Source organism: Amycolatopsis sp. WGS_07 (assembly GCF_045278895.1).
Taxonomy (GTDB): Bacteria; Actinomycetota; Actinomycetes; order Mycobacteriales; family Pseudonocardiaceae; genus Amycolatopsis.
Genome location: NZ_CP136053.1, coordinates 5,021,038 through 5,034,773, shown reverse-complemented (window position 1 = coordinate 5,034,773; position 13,736 = coordinate 5,021,038). Strand labels below are relative to the sequence as shown.

Here is a 13,736-nt window from a genome sequence, read left to right as displayed (position 1 = left end):
CCCGGACCGCGCTTTCGCTAGTTTCCGGGCCCATGAAGCCACGCTGGGCCGCGCTCGCGGCCGCCGTCATCGCCGGTCTTTCCCCGTGCACCGCGGCGCCGGCCAGCGCCGCGTCCCCGGCCAAGCCGCCGGTGGTGAAGTGCACTTTCACGCCGACGCCGGAGAACCCGGCCGCGCGTCCCGTGCTGCGCCCGCTGCCGTTCGCGCCCACCCGCGGGACGATCGACGTCACCTTCCACTACAACTACGGCCCGGTCACCGTCCGGCTCAACAGCGGCGGAGCGGCCCCGTGCGCGGTCGCCAACATGGCGAGCCTGGTGCTGCAACACTTCTACGACCGTTCGCAGTGCTGGCGGCTGTCGAACTCCGCGCGCCTCGGCGTCCTGCAGTGCGGCGACATCTACGAGGTCGAAAAGGGCGGCCCCGGCTACAAATTCCCGGACGAGGTCACCGGCGCGGAGACCTACGAACGCGGCACCGTCGCGATGGGCAACCAGGGCCCCGGCACCAACGGGTCGGAGTTCTTCATCGTGCACTCGTTCGCGCACATCCCGGCGAACTACTCGGTGCTCGGCAAGGTGGTGCGCGGCATGGAGGCGCTCGACCGGATGGTCGCCGACGGCATCATCCCGACCGATCCGAACGGCCCGCTCGACGGCGCGCCCAAGCATCCGGTGAAGATCCGCTCGGTCAGCTTCGGCTGGTGACGCCCGGCGCGTAAGCACGCAGGAAAACGCCGACGCCGGACCGGATCACCGCTTCCCAGTCCTCCCCCGGTTCGGCGGCGGCGACGCTGCCCGCGGTGAGCTGCACGAGGTGCACCGCGGCCAGCGACGGATCTTCCAGCTCGAAGTGGCCCTCCGCGGCGAGCCGGCGCAGATGCCCGGCCAGCGCCAGCCGCACCCGCGTCGGGCCGCGTTCCTTCCAGGCCGCGACCGTTTCCGGGTCGATGTGGTCGAGGTCGGCCTCGATCTGGCGCACCAGCGCCCAGTGCGGTTCGGTTTCCGGATCCCGTTTCGCCCACTGGAGGCCGAACTCGACGAGGTCGGCCTCCAGATGCGCGATCCGGCCGAGCAGCTTGTCCGCGACCGCGATCTGCCGCTCGGCGACCCGGTCCGAGCTGTCCAGGATCACCGCGCGGAAGAGCCCGGACTTGTCGCCGTAGTGGTTGTAGATCGTCCGCGACGAGACCCCGGCTTCCGCCGCGAGCACGTCGATGCTGGCGCGCGAGTAGCCGTCCCGGGCGAAGACCCGCAGGGCGCCGTCGAGCAGAGCACGTTGTTTGTCCGTCCGCACCGGTTCAGTATGCCGAAGTACAACGACCGTTGCAAAACTACAACGGTCGTTGTACCTTCACGGCATGACTTCTTCGCTTCGCATCGCCGTCATCTCCGGCAGCACCCGTCCCGGCCGCCGCGCGACCCAGGTCGCCGAATGGACCCGCGCCCGCGCCGCCGCGCACCTCGGCGACCGGGCCGAGGTGGAGGTGCTCGACCTCGCCGAAATCGACCTGCCGTTCCTGGACGAGCCGATGCCCGCCGCGATCGGCGGCTACCGCAACGACCACACGCGACGCTGGGCGCAGCTGATCGACAGCTACGACGGCTTCGTTTTCGTGACCCCCGAGTACAACCACTCCATGCCGGCGGCGCTCAAGAACGCCATCGACTTCCTGTTCGCCGAATGGTCCGACAAAGCCGCCGGTTTCGTCAGCTACGGAACCAACGGCGGCACGCGCGCGGTGGAACACCTGCGGCTCACGCTCGCCGAGGTGAAGGTCGCCTGCGTGCGTTCGCAGGTCGCGCTGGGGCTGTTCACCGACTTCGTCATCCCGGACATGGCCGAGCCCGGGACGTTCGCGCCCGCCGGCCACCACGAGGGCATCCTGACCCGGATGCTCGGCGAACTTGTCGACTGGTCGACCGCCTTGCGCGCCCTGCGGGTCTCGCAGTGACCGCCACCGCCGCCCCGATCGACCGGGCGACCTGGCGGATCTGCTGGATCATCGTGTTCGGCGCGTTCGCGAGCGGACTCGACGCGTCCGTGGTGACGATCGGCCTCGACTCGATCAGCAGCGACCTCGGCGCGGATCTCTCGGTGACCCAATGGGTGGCGAGCGGCTATCTGCTCGCCCTCGCCCTGTCGCTGCCGCTGACCGGCTGGCTCGCCCGGCGGTTCGGCGCCGGTCGGGTGTGGCTCGCCGCGCTGGCCGCGTTCACCGTAGCCTCCGGACTGTGCGCGATCGCCCCGGATGTCGTGCTGCTCATCGCTTTCCGGTTCCTGCAAGGATTGGCGGGCGGGATCCTGATCCCGGCCGGACAAACCGTTCTGGGCCAGCAGGTCGGCGCGGAACGGCTGGGCCGGGTCATGGCGACGCTCGGGATCGCGGTGAGCGTCGCGCCCGCACTCGGCCCGCTCGCCGGCGGCCTGATCCTGCACGGGCTTTCGTGGCCGTGGCTGTTCCTGATCAACCTGCCGATCGGCGCGGTCGGCCTGTTTCTCGGCTTCCGGTACGTGCCGCGCGGGACGCCGACGGCCACCGGCGGGATCGACCTCGCCGGCCTCGCCCTGATCGCCGCCGGGCTGCCCTTGGTCCTCTACACCGTGACCGCCTGGGGCGAAACCGGACGGCTCGACTGGCCGATCCTGGTGCCCGGCTTGGCTTTGCTGGCGTGGTTCGTGCAGCGGTGCCGCCGCCATCCGCGTCCGCTGCTGGACTTTTCCTTGTACCGCAACCGGCTTTACCGGGCGGCGAGCCTGGCCGCCGCGTTCAACGGGGCGCTGATCTTCGGCAGCGGGATCGTCGTGACGCTGTATTTCCAGCTGGGCAGGCACCTGGATTTCGTTGATACTGGCCTGAGTTTGCTCGGCTTCGCCGGTGCGACGGCGGCGATCGCACCGGTGACCGGACGCGCGGTGGACCGGTACGGCGCCGCCCCGGTCGCACTGGCGGGCGCGGTGCTGGCAGTGGTGACCACGGTGCCGTTCGCGTTCCTGCCGGTGGACGCGCCTGGTGCGGTGGTCCAGGTTTTGCTGGCCGGGTACGGGGCTTCGGTGGCTTTGGTGAGCATGCCGATGGGGATCGCGGCGTACAAAACCGTTGAACCGGCACGCCTTCCGGACGCGGCCGCACAGGTGACGATCCTGCTGCGAGTGGGCGGATCGCTGGGCGGCGCGGTGTTCGCGGTACTGATCGCCGGCCGGTTGCCGGATACCGACGCGGCGTTCCGGCTGGGGTTCGCGGCGATCAGCGTCGGGGCAGTGGGGGCGCTGGGGACGGCGTGGCTGGTGCGAAGGGCCTCGTGAGTGGCAATCCCGGTTAGAACCGTGATCGCCACTCACGACATCATGACCGCATGAGCCAACCCCCGGACGGTCTCCCCGTCTACCGCGTCCTCACCGGCCCCGACGACGCCGCCTTCTGCCGCCGGGTCAGCGAGGCCGTCGCGCTCGGCTACCGCCTGCACGAGGGCCCCGCATTGACCTTCGACGGCGAGAACGTGATCGTCGCTCAGGCCGTGCTCTGGCCGGCTACCGATCGCTCCGCGGAGAAACCAGCTCGCTAGGCCCGCCGCCGGACTCCCCGGCGACCGCGGCCAACTCCTCCCCCACCGACTCCGACGCCTTCTTCGCGTCCTTCGTCAGCAGCGACGCCACCGCGCCGATCAGGCACACCACGATCGCGAAGCCGAACGCCACCGCGAGGCCGTCCTGGAACGGGCCCGAGATCAGGTTCGGGAAGAAGCTGCGTCCGGTCAGGAAGTTCGCCTGGTCCGCGGGCAAACTGCCCAGCTGGCCGCCCAGCAGCTGCTGGATCGGGTTGTATCCGAGGAACGCCGCGAACAGCACCGCCACCGCGGGCAGGTGCGCGACCTGCTGCGCGGCCGCCTCGGGCACGCCGTGCTGGGTCAGGCCCTGCGACATCGCGGCCGGCAGGTGGTCCGACAGGCCGGCGATGATCAGGCTGAAGAAGAACCCGATCGACAGCACCATCGCCGCGTTCTGGAAGGTCGTCATCATGCCCGCGCCGGAACCGCGTGCGTCGGCGGGGAGGCTGTTCATCACCTCGGCGCGGTTGGGCGAGGAGAACATGCCCATGCCGATGCCGTTGAGCAGCAGGATCCCGGCGAACGCCCAGTAGTCGAAGTTCACCGGCAGCAGCGTCAGCAGCAGGAAGGTGACCGCGGTGATGACCAGGCCGCCGGCGGCGAGCGCGCGGCTGCCGATCCGGTCGGACAGGATGCCGGACGTCGGCGCGGCCACCAGGAAGCCGATGGTCAGCGGCAGCATGTAGATGCCGGCCCACAGCGGTGTCTGCTCGAAGGTGAAACCGTGCTGCGGCAACCAGATTCCCTGCAGCCAGATGATCAGCACGAACTGCAGCCCGCCGCGGCCGAGCGACGCGGTCAGGTTCGCCAGGTTGCCCCAGCTGAACGAGCGGATCCGGAACAGCGACAGCCGGAACAGCGGGTTGGGCACCTTCGTTTCGATGACCACGAACGCGATCAGCACCGCGGCCCCGCCGATCAGGCAGGACAGCACCATCGGGCTGCCCCAGCCGGTCTGCGAAGTGCCGTACGGCTGGATTCCGTAAGTGATCCCCACCAGCACCGCGATCAGGCCGACGGCGAAGGTGATGTTGCCCCACCAGTCCATTTTCGCGTGCTGGCGGACCCCGGTGTCGTGCAGTTTGACGTACGCCCACACCGTGCCGATGACGCCGAACGGCACCGACACCAGGAAAATCAGGTTCCAGTTCACCGGCGCGAGCACGCCGCCGACCACGAGGCCGAGGAACGAGCCCGCGATGGCCGCGACGCCGTTCATGCCGAGCGCGAGCCCGCGCTGGTTGGCCGGGAAGGCGTCGGTGAGGATGGCCGACGAGTTCGCCATCAGGAACGCGCCGCCGACGCCCTGCACGATCCGCCAGCCGATCAGCCACAACGCGGCCGCGTCGCCGTCGAACCAGGTGATCGCCAGCATGATCGAGGAAACGGTGAACACGGCGAAGCCGAGGTTGTACATCCTGGCCCGGCCGTACATGTCGCCGAGCCTGCCGAACGCCACCACCAGCACCGCGGTGACCACGAGGAAGCCCATGATCATCCACAGCAGGTAGCTGGTGTTCGACGGTTCCAGCGGGTTGATGCCGATGCCCTTGAAGATGTCCGGCAGCGCGATCAGCACGATCGACGAGTTGATCGTCGCGATCAGCATCCCGAGCGTCGTGTTGGACAGCGCGATCCACTTGTACCGCGGACCGAGTTCCGCGATCGAATACGTCCTGCGCTCCGCCACAGTCGAAAACCTCTCTCCCAGCCGTTCCCTTAGCTAGGCTAAGCAAGTTGCTTGCGGTAGGCAACCAACAATCGAAAACGACTGGGAGACAAGGGTCACAAATGCGTGACTATCCTTTGTGGACTATTTACTTTCACCCGGCCGAGTTAACCGCCGACGACCTTTCCCGGATTGAGGATCCCGTGCGGGTCGAGTGCGTCCTTGACCGCGCGGTGCAGGCCGAGCACCGCCGGTCCCAGCTCTTTTTCCAGGCCAGGCCGCTTCAGCAGGCCGACGCCGTGCTCGCCGGTCACCGTGCCGCCGAGTTCGAGCGCGTCGGCGACGATGTCGTCGAACGCGGCCTGCGCGCGGCGCTGCGCGTCGTCGTCCCCGTTCGGCGTAATCAGCAGCGGATGCAGATTTCCGTCGCCGATATGCGCGATATTGGCGATTTGCGTGTCATGCCGCTCTGCGGCCAGATCAATCCTGGCGAGCATTTCCGGCACTAAATGCGTCGGCACGCAGACGTCTTCGGTGAGCACCGGGCCGAGCCGTTCGAGCGCCGGGTACGCCAGCCGCCGGGCGGCGAACAGCGCGTCCGCCTCGGCCTCGTCGGTCGACTGCGCGGCCCAGGTCGCGCCCGCCTTTTCGAAGCACTCCACCATCGCCGCCGCCTCGTGCCCGCCCGGCACGTCGCTGCGGCCGAGCAGCACCACGTTCGCGTCCGCGGACAGGCCCATGTTCTTCCACGCGTCGACCGCGGCCAGGCAATGCCGGTCCACCAGCTCCAGCGCCGACGGCACGATCCCGGCCGCCCGGATCGCCGCGGCGGCCTCCCCCGCCGCGACCGTCGAGTCGAAATACCCGGCGACGGTCGCCTCCGGGGCGCGCTTCGCCCGCAGCCGCACGGTGATTTCGGTGATGACGCCGAGCGTTCCTTCCGACCCGACCATCAGCCCGGCGAGGTCGTAGCCGGCGACGCCCTTCGCGGTGCGGCGGCCGAGCCGGACGAGTTCGCCGGTGCCGGTGACGACCTGCATCCCGAGCACGTAGTCGCGGGTCACGCCGTACTTCACGCAGCAGACGCCGCCCGCGTTGGTCGCGACGTTGCCGCCGATGGTCGACCACGGCGAACTGGCCGGGTCCGGCGGATACCACAGCCCGCGTTCCGCGCAGGCCGCGCGCAGATCGTCGTTGACCACGCCCGGTTCGACCACCGCGAGCCGTTCCACCGGGTCGATTTCCTTGATCGCGGTCATCCGGTCGGTCGCCAGCACGACGCAGCCGGCCAGCGCGTTGGCCCCGCCGGACAGCCCGGTCCCGGCGCCGCGCGGCACCACCGGCGTGCCGTGCTTGATGCATTGCCGCACGACCGCCTGGACCTCGTCCGCGGTGCGCGGCCGGACCAAGACCGCCGGTTCGCCGTACGGGGCCCATTCCGCCTCGTCGTGCGCATAGCCGCGCAGCACGTCGGGGTCCCGCACGATCCGGTCGTCCGCCACGACGGCGTGCAGGTCGTCGATCAGCATGGGAGGGCTCCCGCCTTCTTCTGGTCTGCTTTCCCCGTCAGGTTAGGTCGAAATCCGGGCCGCTCGTTCGACGTACCAGTGAGAGCGAGCTTCGAGGAGGCAGCCATGACCACCACCGTCACCCGCCGCGGGATCTCGATGCTGCGTGCCGTCGCCGCCGGGCGCGGACGGCTGACCTGCAGCAGCGAGCCGGATTTGTTCGTGGACGGCCTGCCTTGCAGCGACCAGTTCACCGCGCACGCGCTGGCGCACGCCGGCCTGGTGCGCGCGAGCGAACCGGGGCCGCTCGGACAGCCGGTGCCCGCCGTGCTGACCCCGGCCGGGGAAGCGCTGCTCGCCGCCGCCTGACCCGGCTACGCTGACCAGCGAGAAACGGGAGGCGGGGCAGATGGCGTCCGGAGCATCCGGAACGGAGCAGGCGCGGCGCAGGCGGCGCACCACGGTGGCGCTCAAGGAGTCGCTGCGGGAACTGCGCAATCAGCTGTCGTTGCTGAACCACCAGGTCGGCGGACGGCTGAAGCTCAAGGACGTCGACCTCGACTGCCTCGAACTGATCTCGTCCGGCGGACCGCTGAGCCCGAGCGCGCTCGCCCGCCGCGCGGGACTGCACCCGGCGACCGTCACCGGCATCCTCGACCGGCTGCAGCGCGGCGGATGGGTGGTGCGCGAACGGGATCCCGACGCGGCGGACCGGCGGGCGGTCACCGTGCGCGCGGTGCCGGGACGCACACAGGAGCTGTTTCGTGTGTACGGCGGGATGAATTCGGCGATGGACGAACTGTGCGCCGGGTACACCGAGGACGAGCTGATGCTGATCGCCGGCTTCCTGCGCCGCACCGCCGAGGCGGGCCGGGCCGCGACCGACGAGCTTTCCGGGGAATGACGGAAGGGCCTCGCCGCTTCGCCCGAGCGCGAAACGACGAGGCCCAGTACCGGGATCGGCAGCTCAGCTGTCGAGCGTGCCGTACACGATGATGTTGTCGAGATAGCTCTTCTTTTCGGCGTCGAACGCGCCGCCGCAGGTGATCAGCCGGATCTGCGCGTCGGAGGTGTTCCCGTACACGGCTTCGGTGGGGAACGTCTTCTTCGCGATCTGGTCCACCTTGGTCACCGTGAACGAGGCCTTCGACCCGTCCTTGCGGCCGACCACGACCTTGTCGCCCTTCTTCATCTCGTGCAGCCGCCAGAAAATGCCCTTCTGGTGGTTGCCGTCGATGTGGCCGAGGACGACCGCCGGCCCGACCTGGCCCGGTTTGGGGCCGAAGTGGTACCAGCCCGCCTGCAGCGGCTGGTCGACCGGCGGGACCTGGACGGTCTTGTCGTCGTTGAGGCCGAGCGGCACCAATGACGAATGCGCGTCGATGCTGGGAACGTCGAGCGAGACCGGGTCCGCGACCTGCTGCGCGGCCGCCGCGGAACTCGCCGGGGCGGCGGCGGGCGGGGTATCCGCCGAACCGCAGCCCAGCAGGGCGAAGTTCGCGACGAAAGCCAGCAAGAGCGCGAAAAGCCCGAACCGGGAACGGGTCACCGGGCGGTCACCGAAGCCAGCGAGCCGTCGCCGGTCTCCGGCGCGCCGACCGGCACGACGGTCACCTGGCCGGGGCCCTCGGCGGGCGGAGCGGTCGGCTTGCCCGGCTCGCTCGGCTTGGTGGTGGGCGGAGTGGTCGGGTTGCCCGCAACCTTGGCGCAGGTGGCCGAGGCGAGGACGATGTCGCCCTTGCCGAGCGCGCCGGTGACGTCGCCGCCGAGGAGCTTGATGTGCAGCGCGTTGACGGTGAGGCTGCCGTCGGAGTGCTTGACCTGCTCGTTGACGATCACCTGCACCACGCCGTCGATGCCGAGCTTCTGGTTCGGCTTGGTCGACACCGGGATCTTGCCGATCTTGCCGAGGTCGAGGCCGGCCAGCTCGGACGAGGCGGTGATGCCGTCCGGAGTGGACTTGCACTCGGAGCTGATCACGCGCGCCTTCGGGGTGGAACCGGCGAGCGGGGCGAGCACCGGCAGCGCGGCGTCGACGATGGAGGCCTTCGCGTCGACCGGGCCGTTGCTGCCGTCCTGCTTCGCCGAGCTGCTGATCGCCTTGGCCGTGACCAGGCCCTTCAGCGGCACGTTCACCACCTCCGCCGACTCCGGGCCCGCGGTCGAGGACGGGGCGATCTTGCCGGTGTCGACGGTGATTCCCTTGTCGCCCAGCACGCCGGGCAGCAGCGAAACCGAGGCGGACGCACCGTAGGCCGACCCGGCGGGAGCGTCGGCGAACGCCGGCGGGGCGACGGCGGCGGCGAGCAGAGCCAGCGCGGGAACGGCGACCGCGACGGTTCGTCCGCGCAGCAGGGCAGAACGCATGAATTGTCCTTCCGAACATCAAGAAATGGAGCCGGCGCACGGATCCCCGAATCCACGCGTGACCGAGCACAACTGTCGGCCGTCGGCAGGCCGCGACATTATCAAGACCACTGGTAAACGCAAAGCAAGATCCGTCGCGCAGCGCGCCCGCCGAACGGTTCCCGTGACCGCAATTATCGCAATTTCACCACTAAAGAGTGATGTAACGCGGCCTCGCCGACGCCGTTTTCTCACGCTGAGCTACCGGAACCGAGGCCCCGATGGCGGATTGCCCCGCGCCCCACCCGGAGGGGTGATCCTGCGAAGGGTTCGCGGCGGGCACCCGCCGTAATGTGACCGCTACCGCCCATTCCCGCCCCGCCAATTCGCCCCGGAACCGGGGGCGGGCCGGGCGGAAATTGTCCACAATGGAATCAGCCGGAGCGGAACGAGCGAACGGGAAAAAGGGTACGATTTTCCTTGCCAGGGCGGTGACCAGCGGCGATGCGCGAATGCGGACAGTCCGCAAAGGACTCGCGCGCTTACTCGACGGTGACGACGACCTGGTAGAAAATCCCGGTCCGGTCCGGAAACACCAGCGCACCCCGTTCGTCGACCATTTTCCACAGGACGTGGCAGACCCCGGTGCCGGTCGGCGTCACCGGGACGCTCACCTCCACCAGCTGGCCCGGTTCGGCGTCCGGGACCGGCACGCGCGGCGGCGAGGGGCACAGGACGGTGGTGCCGCCGGCGACCTGGAGATAGCGGCTGCGCCACGGCACCGAGCCGGTGTTCTTGAGCCGCCAGATCTTGGTGAATGTCTGGCCGTAGCGGGCTTTCGCGCCGTCCGGGAAGGTGACGTCGCCGGACAGGCCGTCGCCGCCGAAGCCGGACGAGTCGCCGGGAAGCGGGTAGTGCGGGGCGGCCGCGTCCTTCTCGCGGGAGGACGGGGTGGCCAGCACCACGACGGCGGCCACGAGCCCGAGGACGACCAGCACGGTCGCCGCGACGGCGATCGAACCCCAGCGGCGGGTCTTGACCGGTTCACCGGAGGCCGGGCGGAAGGCCTCGGCGGACATCGGCTGAGCCGGACTGTCGGCGGGGGTTTCGCGGCTGGATGGCGCAGGTTCGCCGGTCGGCCCGGCTGCCGAGCCGAGCGGTTCGGACGGGGACGGCTGGTCCTTCGGCAGGGGCTCCGGGCCTGGCGCGTCACCGACCGGACTCGCCGAGGATCGCCGCTCCTCCGGCAAAGACTCCGAGCCCCGCGCAGCACCGACCGGGCCCGGCGAGGATTGCCGCTCCTCCGGCAAAGACTCCGAGCCCGCCACGTCACCGACCGGACTCGCCGAGGACCGCCGCTCCTCCGGCAAAGACTCCGAGCCCCGCGCAGCACCGACCGGGCTCGACGAGGTTTCCGGATCCGCCGTCCCCTCGACCGCCTCTTCCCAGCGTTCCCGCCATTCCCGCCGGACGCTCTCCTCGTCGCGGCCGAGGCTCGTCACCGCCAGGCTCCGGACGAACTCCCACGTCGTCGGCCACGACGGGGCGCTGCGGCCGCGGGTGGCGGCCGACAGCGCCGACTTCGACGCCGCCGCGCCGAGTTCCGTGCGCATCCGGTCGTAGGACGGGTCACCCGCTTCCCGCTTCAAGTCCAGCAGCGCGCGGGCGAAACGGGCGACGGGTCCCGCGCCGGCGTCGGGCACGATGTGCCTGCGACCTCGGCGGGCCCGGGGCTGCCCGGCCGCGGGCTCGCTCATGACACCTCCAAAGATCGATTGCGACCCTTGGAGGTTGCCAGGCGGCCCGGGGCGGCGCAGCCCCGGGCCCCGGCTCGTCAGCGGCTCAGAGCTTGCAGCCCTTCTGGATGCGCGCGACCGTGTGATCAGCGCCGATGTGGAACTTCTTCTTGCCGCTCGTGCCGCCGTTGGTGGTCATGCACTGGACGCTCAGCGCACCGTCCATGTCCTTCACCACGATGCCCGCGGAAACCTTGTGCGAACAGTGGTTGTTGAAGTACACGGTCACGTTCGTGAAGCCGTCGCCCCAGGAGTAGTTGGACTTCTTTCCGGACGGCTTCGAGCACGCGATGCTCGCGGTGTGCTTGCCCTGCGCGCTCACCGTGTCCGCCGACGCGGCGGGCGCGGCGATGCCGGCGAGTGCGATCCCCAGCGCGGAGGCGGCCATCAGCGTCTTGCCGATCTTCATGGGTGTCCCCTCGGACGAAAATGGAATGGAGTGACAGCCGGGAAATCCCGGTGCACTCATCCCAGCGCGCCGTCCGGTTTGTGCTCAACCGCTGGCCGTCCACGGTCAATGTGCGCGGTTGTCCGCGCAGGTCAGCGAATTGTCCACGGCTCAGTCGGCCGGGCCGCGCAGCGTCAGGACAACGCGTAAGACGTGTTCGACGGCCGATTCGAACATCGCGCCGCGCAGTTCTCCGCGCGTCTCGAGGTTGCGCGCGGCGAAGTCGAGCATGTGGTCCGGTCCGACGCGGCGGACGAGAAGCTCGGCGACCTCTTCGAGGTCGAGGCTCGGGTTGTCGAGCCGGGCCAGAGCGAACTCGATGATGAGTTCTTCATCGGTCACTCCTTCAGCGTAGCCGCGAAACCGGGTCAGATGTGGTCTTGATAACGCCCGTACGGATAAGCCTCGACCAGCGTGACGCGCACGACCGAGCCGCTGGGCACCTCGTACTCCCGCCGCTCCCCCGGCTTGGCGCCGTCCAGCGCGCGCCCGAGCGGCGAGTCCGGCGAGCAGACCTCGAGGTCGGAGCCCGCCTCGTCGCGGACCGCCAGCAGGAACGTCTCGACCCCGCCGTCGTCGTAGCGGACGGTCAGGACCATGCCGGGTTCGGCGATCCCGTCGTCCGGCGGGTCCTCGCCGACGACGGCGTCGCGCAGCAGGTCCTGGAGCCGCCGGATCCGGGCCAGCCGGTGCTGCCTGCGGTCGAGCAGGTCGTCCCCGTCGAGGTCGGGTTCGCGCTGCAGGGCGGCGAGTTCCGCGGCGAGGCGGGCGTGCGCCTCGGCGGTCAGCCAGGGGCGCGAGGAGGTGGTCGACATGGGAAATGCGCCTTTCGGATGGGCGTCCGTGGGGGCCGGGCGAGCAGGAGGCCTCCAGCCCCCACGGACTTTCGAGGAGTCCCGCGGCGGTCAGCGGGGCTCGGGCTCGGTGCGGCGGTCGAGCACGCCGGCGTCGGCGGCGAACCAGCCCGCGGCTTTCACCAGGATGTCTCTTTCGGTGCGCAGCAAGGCGTTCTCCGCACGGAGGAAGAGCAGTTCGGCGTGCTCGTCCCCGGTCAGCGGCGGCGGACCGGCGGGTTCGGCGGACACGCGGGCGTCACCGCAGCGGGTCGAACGGCGCCAGCGCCGCCGGCCGCCTGCCGGTGACGATCTGCTCGGCGAGCAGCTTCCCGGTGATCGCGCCGTGGGACAGGCCCCACATGCCGTGCCCGCCCGCGACGTACATGCCCGGCGCGCCGGTCTGGCCGATCACCGGCCGCCCGTCGCCGCTGACCGGGCGCGAGCCGACCCAGGTGTCGGTGCGCTCGTCCCACCGCAGGCCCTTGAGCAGCGGCCGGGCCGAGGCGATGATCGCGTCGACGCGCGCCGGGTACAGCGGGTCGTCCGGCTTGCGGAATTCCATGGTCCCGGCCACTCGCAGCCCGCCCTGGTACGGGGTGCATGCGACCCGGATGTCCGGCAGGTACATCGGGCTCGGCACCGGCTCGTCGGTCGGCACCGTGAAGGAGTACCCGCGTCCCGCGCGCACCGGGACGCGCACGCCCCACTTGCGCGCCAGTTCGCCCAGCCACGCGCCGGTGGCGAGCACGACGGCGTTGGCGTTGACCGTCTGCCCGTTCGCCGACAGCACGGTGTAGGCGTACTCGTGCCGGCGGATCGCGGCGACCTCGAACCGGTGCCGGATCGTGCCGCCGCGGCTGACCACCGCGCGGGCGAGCGATTCGACGAACCGGCCGGGGTCGACGTACCGCTGCCCGTCGATCCGGATGCCCGCCCCGATCCGGTCGGTGACCTGCGGGAAGTGCTCGCGCAGCTCCGGTCCGGCGAGCTGGGCCCAGGACACCTTCTGCCCGGCGTCGCCGAGCCGGTCCAGTTCCTTGACCAGCGTCTGGGCTTGCGCGGAGGTCTCGAACAGCGCGGTGATGGGCGCGTCGATCGTCGGCGCGTCCACGCCGTTCGCGGTCAGGATGTCAAACGCCTCAAGGCATTCGTCGTTGAACGGGAGGTTCGCGCGCACCGCCCTGGTCCAGGACCGGTGGGTGCAGTTCGCCGCGAATCGAGCGAGGAACTGCCACAGCCGGGGGTCGGGACTGGCCGGGACGTGCAGCGGAGCCTGCCGGTCGAGCAGGGTGCGCAGGCCGTAGCGCAGGACGGCGGGTTCGTTGAGCGGGATCGACAACCCGGGCGAAAGCCAGCCCGCGTTGCCCCACGACGAGCCCGCCGCGATGCCCTCGCGGTCGACCACGGTCACCCGCACGCCGCGTTCCTGCAGGAACCAGGCGGTCGACAGTCCGACGATGCCCGCGCCGGCCACGATCGCCGAACGCGGTCCGCCGCTCTTCCGGTCGAGATCGCCCATGTGTTC

General features: G+C 70.2%; 17 protein-coding genes. 6 read left to right on the top strand and 11 right to left on the bottom strand.

Annotation, left to right across the window (positions count from 1 at the left end; genetic code table 11):
• Positions 1 to 32: 32 nt before the first annotated feature.
• Positions 33 to 707, top strand: a complete 675-nt coding sequence (locus tag RPX00_RS23835) for a peptidylprolyl isomerase (RefSeq protein WP_406642589.1) — start codon at positions 33 to 35, stop codon at positions 705 to 707.
• On the opposite strand, the gene RPX00_RS23830 is transcribed toward RPX00_RS23835, so the two are convergent.
• Complete coding sequence (locus tag RPX00_RS23830) at positions 691 to 1,296, bottom strand: TetR/AcrR family transcriptional regulator (protein WP_406642587.1); 606 nt, start codon at positions 1,294 to 1,296, stop codon at positions 691 to 693. The two genes, RPX00_RS23835 and RPX00_RS23830, sit on opposite strands and share 17 nt — an antisense overlap.
• Positions 1,297 to 1,360: 64 nt before the next feature.
• On the opposite strand from RPX00_RS23830, the gene RPX00_RS23825 reads away from it, so the two are divergent.
• Genes RPX00_RS23825 through RPX00_RS23815 form a run of 3 tightly spaced genes read left to right on the top strand, consistent with a single transcriptional unit; the run spans position 1,361 to position 3,566 of the window.
• On the top strand, positions 1,361 to 1,954 hold the full coding sequence (locus tag RPX00_RS23825; protein ID WP_406642585.1) for an NADPH-dependent FMN reductase: 594 nt from the start codon (positions 1,361 to 1,363) through the stop codon (positions 1,952 to 1,954).
• On the top strand, positions 1,951 to 3,306 hold the full coding sequence (locus RPX00_RS23820; protein WP_406642583.1) for a DHA2 family efflux MFS transporter permease subunit: 1,356 nt from the start codon (positions 1,951 to 1,953) through the stop codon (positions 3,304 to 3,306). Before RPX00_RS23825 ends, RPX00_RS23820 begins: the two co-directional genes overlap by 4 nt.
• A 50-nt stretch (positions 3,307 to 3,356) precedes the next feature.
• Positions 3,357 to 3,566, top strand: coding sequence for a DUF1737 domain-containing protein (locus RPX00_RS23815; protein WP_406642582.1), 210 nt, complete (start codon positions 3,357 to 3,359; stop codon positions 3,564 to 3,566).
• Here RPX00_RS23815 and RPX00_RS23810 read toward each other — a convergent pair.
• Together RPX00_RS23810 and RPX00_RS23805 are read right to left on the bottom strand one after the other, a co-directional pair.
• Complete coding sequence (locus tag RPX00_RS23810; protein WP_406642580.1) at positions 3,532 to 5,298, bottom strand: MFS transporter; 1,767 nt, start codon at positions 5,296 to 5,298, stop codon at positions 3,532 to 3,534. The genes RPX00_RS23815 and RPX00_RS23810 overlap by 35 nt on opposite strands.
• A 146-nt stretch (positions 5,299 to 5,444) precedes the next feature.
• The gene (locus tag RPX00_RS23805; protein WP_406642578.1) at positions 5,445 to 6,806 is read right to left on the bottom strand and encodes an FAD-binding oxidoreductase; all 1,362 of its coding nucleotides are present in this window, start codon (positions 6,804 to 6,806) and stop codon (positions 5,445 to 5,447) included.
• A gap of 105 nt (positions 6,807 to 6,911) precedes the next feature.
• Between RPX00_RS23805 and RPX00_RS23800 the strand changes: the two genes are divergently transcribed.
• Both RPX00_RS23800 and RPX00_RS23795 read left to right on the top strand, forming a co-directional pair.
• A complete protein-coding gene (locus tag RPX00_RS23800) occupies positions 6,912 to 7,154 on the top strand; it encodes a hypothetical protein (RefSeq protein ID WP_406642577.1) in 243 nt (80 codons plus the stop codon).
• 40 nt (positions 7,155 to 7,194) lie between these two features.
• Positions 7,195 to 7,689: a MarR family transcriptional regulator gene (locus RPX00_RS23795; protein ID WP_406642575.1), complete on the top strand. Its 495-nt coding sequence runs from the start codon at positions 7,195 to 7,197 to the stop codon at positions 7,687 to 7,689.
• 63 nt (positions 7,690 to 7,752) lie between these two features.
• Here RPX00_RS23795 and RPX00_RS23790 read toward each other — a convergent pair whose 3' ends face one another.
• From RPX00_RS23790 to RPX00_RS23755, 8 genes are all read right to left on the bottom strand, one after another.
• Complete coding sequence (locus RPX00_RS23790) at positions 7,753 to 8,334, bottom strand: class F sortase (RefSeq protein WP_406642574.1); 582 nt, start codon at positions 8,332 to 8,334, stop codon at positions 7,753 to 7,755.
• Positions 8,331 to 9,152, bottom strand: coding sequence for a choice-of-anchor P family protein (locus RPX00_RS23785; protein ID WP_406642572.1), 822 nt, complete (start codon positions 9,150 to 9,152; stop codon positions 8,331 to 8,333). The genes RPX00_RS23790 and RPX00_RS23785 overlap by 4 nt, the downstream gene beginning before the upstream one ends.
• A 521-nt stretch (positions 9,153 to 9,673) precedes the next feature.
• Positions 9,674 to 10,888: an NBR1-Ig-like domain-containing protein gene (locus RPX00_RS23780; RefSeq protein WP_406642570.1), complete on the bottom strand. Its 1,215-nt coding sequence runs from the start codon at positions 10,886 to 10,888 to the stop codon at positions 9,674 to 9,676.
• Positions 10,889 to 10,973: 85 nt separating this feature from the next.
• Entirely contained in the window at positions 10,974 to 11,336 is a 363-nt protein-coding gene (locus tag RPX00_RS23775; RefSeq protein WP_406642568.1) for a hypothetical protein, read from the bottom strand.
• 150 nt (positions 11,337 to 11,486) lie between these two features.
• Positions 11,487 to 11,717 carry a hypothetical protein gene (locus RPX00_RS23770; RefSeq protein ID WP_406642567.1) on the bottom strand — a complete coding sequence of 77 codons (231 nt, stop codon included), beginning with the start codon at positions 11,715 to 11,717 and terminating at the stop codon, positions 11,487 to 11,489.
• 26 nt (positions 11,718 to 11,743) lie between these two features.
• Positions 11,744 to 12,190, bottom strand: a complete 447-nt coding sequence (locus RPX00_RS23765; RefSeq protein ID WP_406642565.1) for a GreA/GreB family elongation factor — start codon at positions 12,188 to 12,190, stop codon at positions 11,744 to 11,746.
• Between the two features lie 90 nt (positions 12,191 to 12,280).
• Positions 12,281 to 12,460: a hypothetical protein gene (locus tag RPX00_RS23760; RefSeq protein ID WP_370939389.1), complete on the bottom strand. Its 180-nt coding sequence runs from the start codon at positions 12,458 to 12,460 to the stop codon at positions 12,281 to 12,283.
• A 7-nt stretch (positions 12,461 to 12,467) separates the two neighbouring features.
• On the bottom strand, positions 12,468 to 13,730 hold the full coding sequence (locus RPX00_RS23755; RefSeq protein WP_406642563.1) for an NAD(P)/FAD-dependent oxidoreductase: 1,263 nt from the start codon (positions 13,728 to 13,730) through the stop codon (positions 12,468 to 12,470).
• Positions 13,731 to 13,736: the final 6 nt, after the last annotated feature.

Bases quoted from the DNA above. Each gene is read 5' to 3' on its own strand.
- RPX00_RS23755 (WP_406642563.1), bottom strand. From the start codon at position 13,730: ATGGGCGATCTCGACCGGAAGAGCGGCGGACCGCGTTCGGCGATCGTG.
- RPX00_RS23780 (WP_406642570.1), bottom strand. From the start codon at position 10,888: ATGAGCGAGCCCGCGGCCGGGCAGCCCCGGGCCCGCCGAGGTCGCAGG.
- RPX00_RS23805 (WP_406642578.1), bottom strand. From the start codon at position 6,806: ATGCTGATCGACGACCTGCACGCCGTCGTGGCGGACGACCGGATCGTG.
- RPX00_RS23800 (WP_406642577.1), top strand. From the start codon at position 6,912: ATGACCACCACCGTCACCCGCCGCGGGATCTCGATGCTGCGTGCCGTC.
- RPX00_RS23825 (WP_406642585.1), top strand. From the start codon at position 1,361: ATGACTTCTTCGCTTCGCATCGCCGTCATCTCCGGCAGCACCCGTCCC.
- RPX00_RS23765 (WP_406642565.1), bottom strand. From the start codon at position 12,190: ATGTCGACCACCTCCTCGCGCCCCTGGCTGACCGCCGAGGCGCACGCC.
- RPX00_RS23775 (WP_406642568.1), bottom strand. From the start codon at position 11,336: ATGAAGATCGGCAAGACGCTGATGGCCGCCTCCGCGCTGGGGATCGCA.
- RPX00_RS23835 (WP_406642589.1), top strand. From the start codon at position 33: ATGAAGCCACGCTGGGCCGCGCTCGCGGCCGCCGTCATCGCCGGTCTT.
- RPX00_RS23815 (WP_406642582.1), top strand. From the start codon at position 3,357: ATGAGCCAACCCCCGGACGGTCTCCCCGTCTACCGCGTCCTCACCGGC.
- RPX00_RS23785 (WP_406642572.1), bottom strand. From the start codon at position 9,152: ATGCGTTCTGCCCTGCTGCGCGGACGAACCGTCGCGGTCGCCGTTCCC.
- RPX00_RS23795 (WP_406642575.1), top strand. From the start codon at position 7,195: ATGGCGTCCGGAGCATCCGGAACGGAGCAGGCGCGGCGCAGGCGGCGC.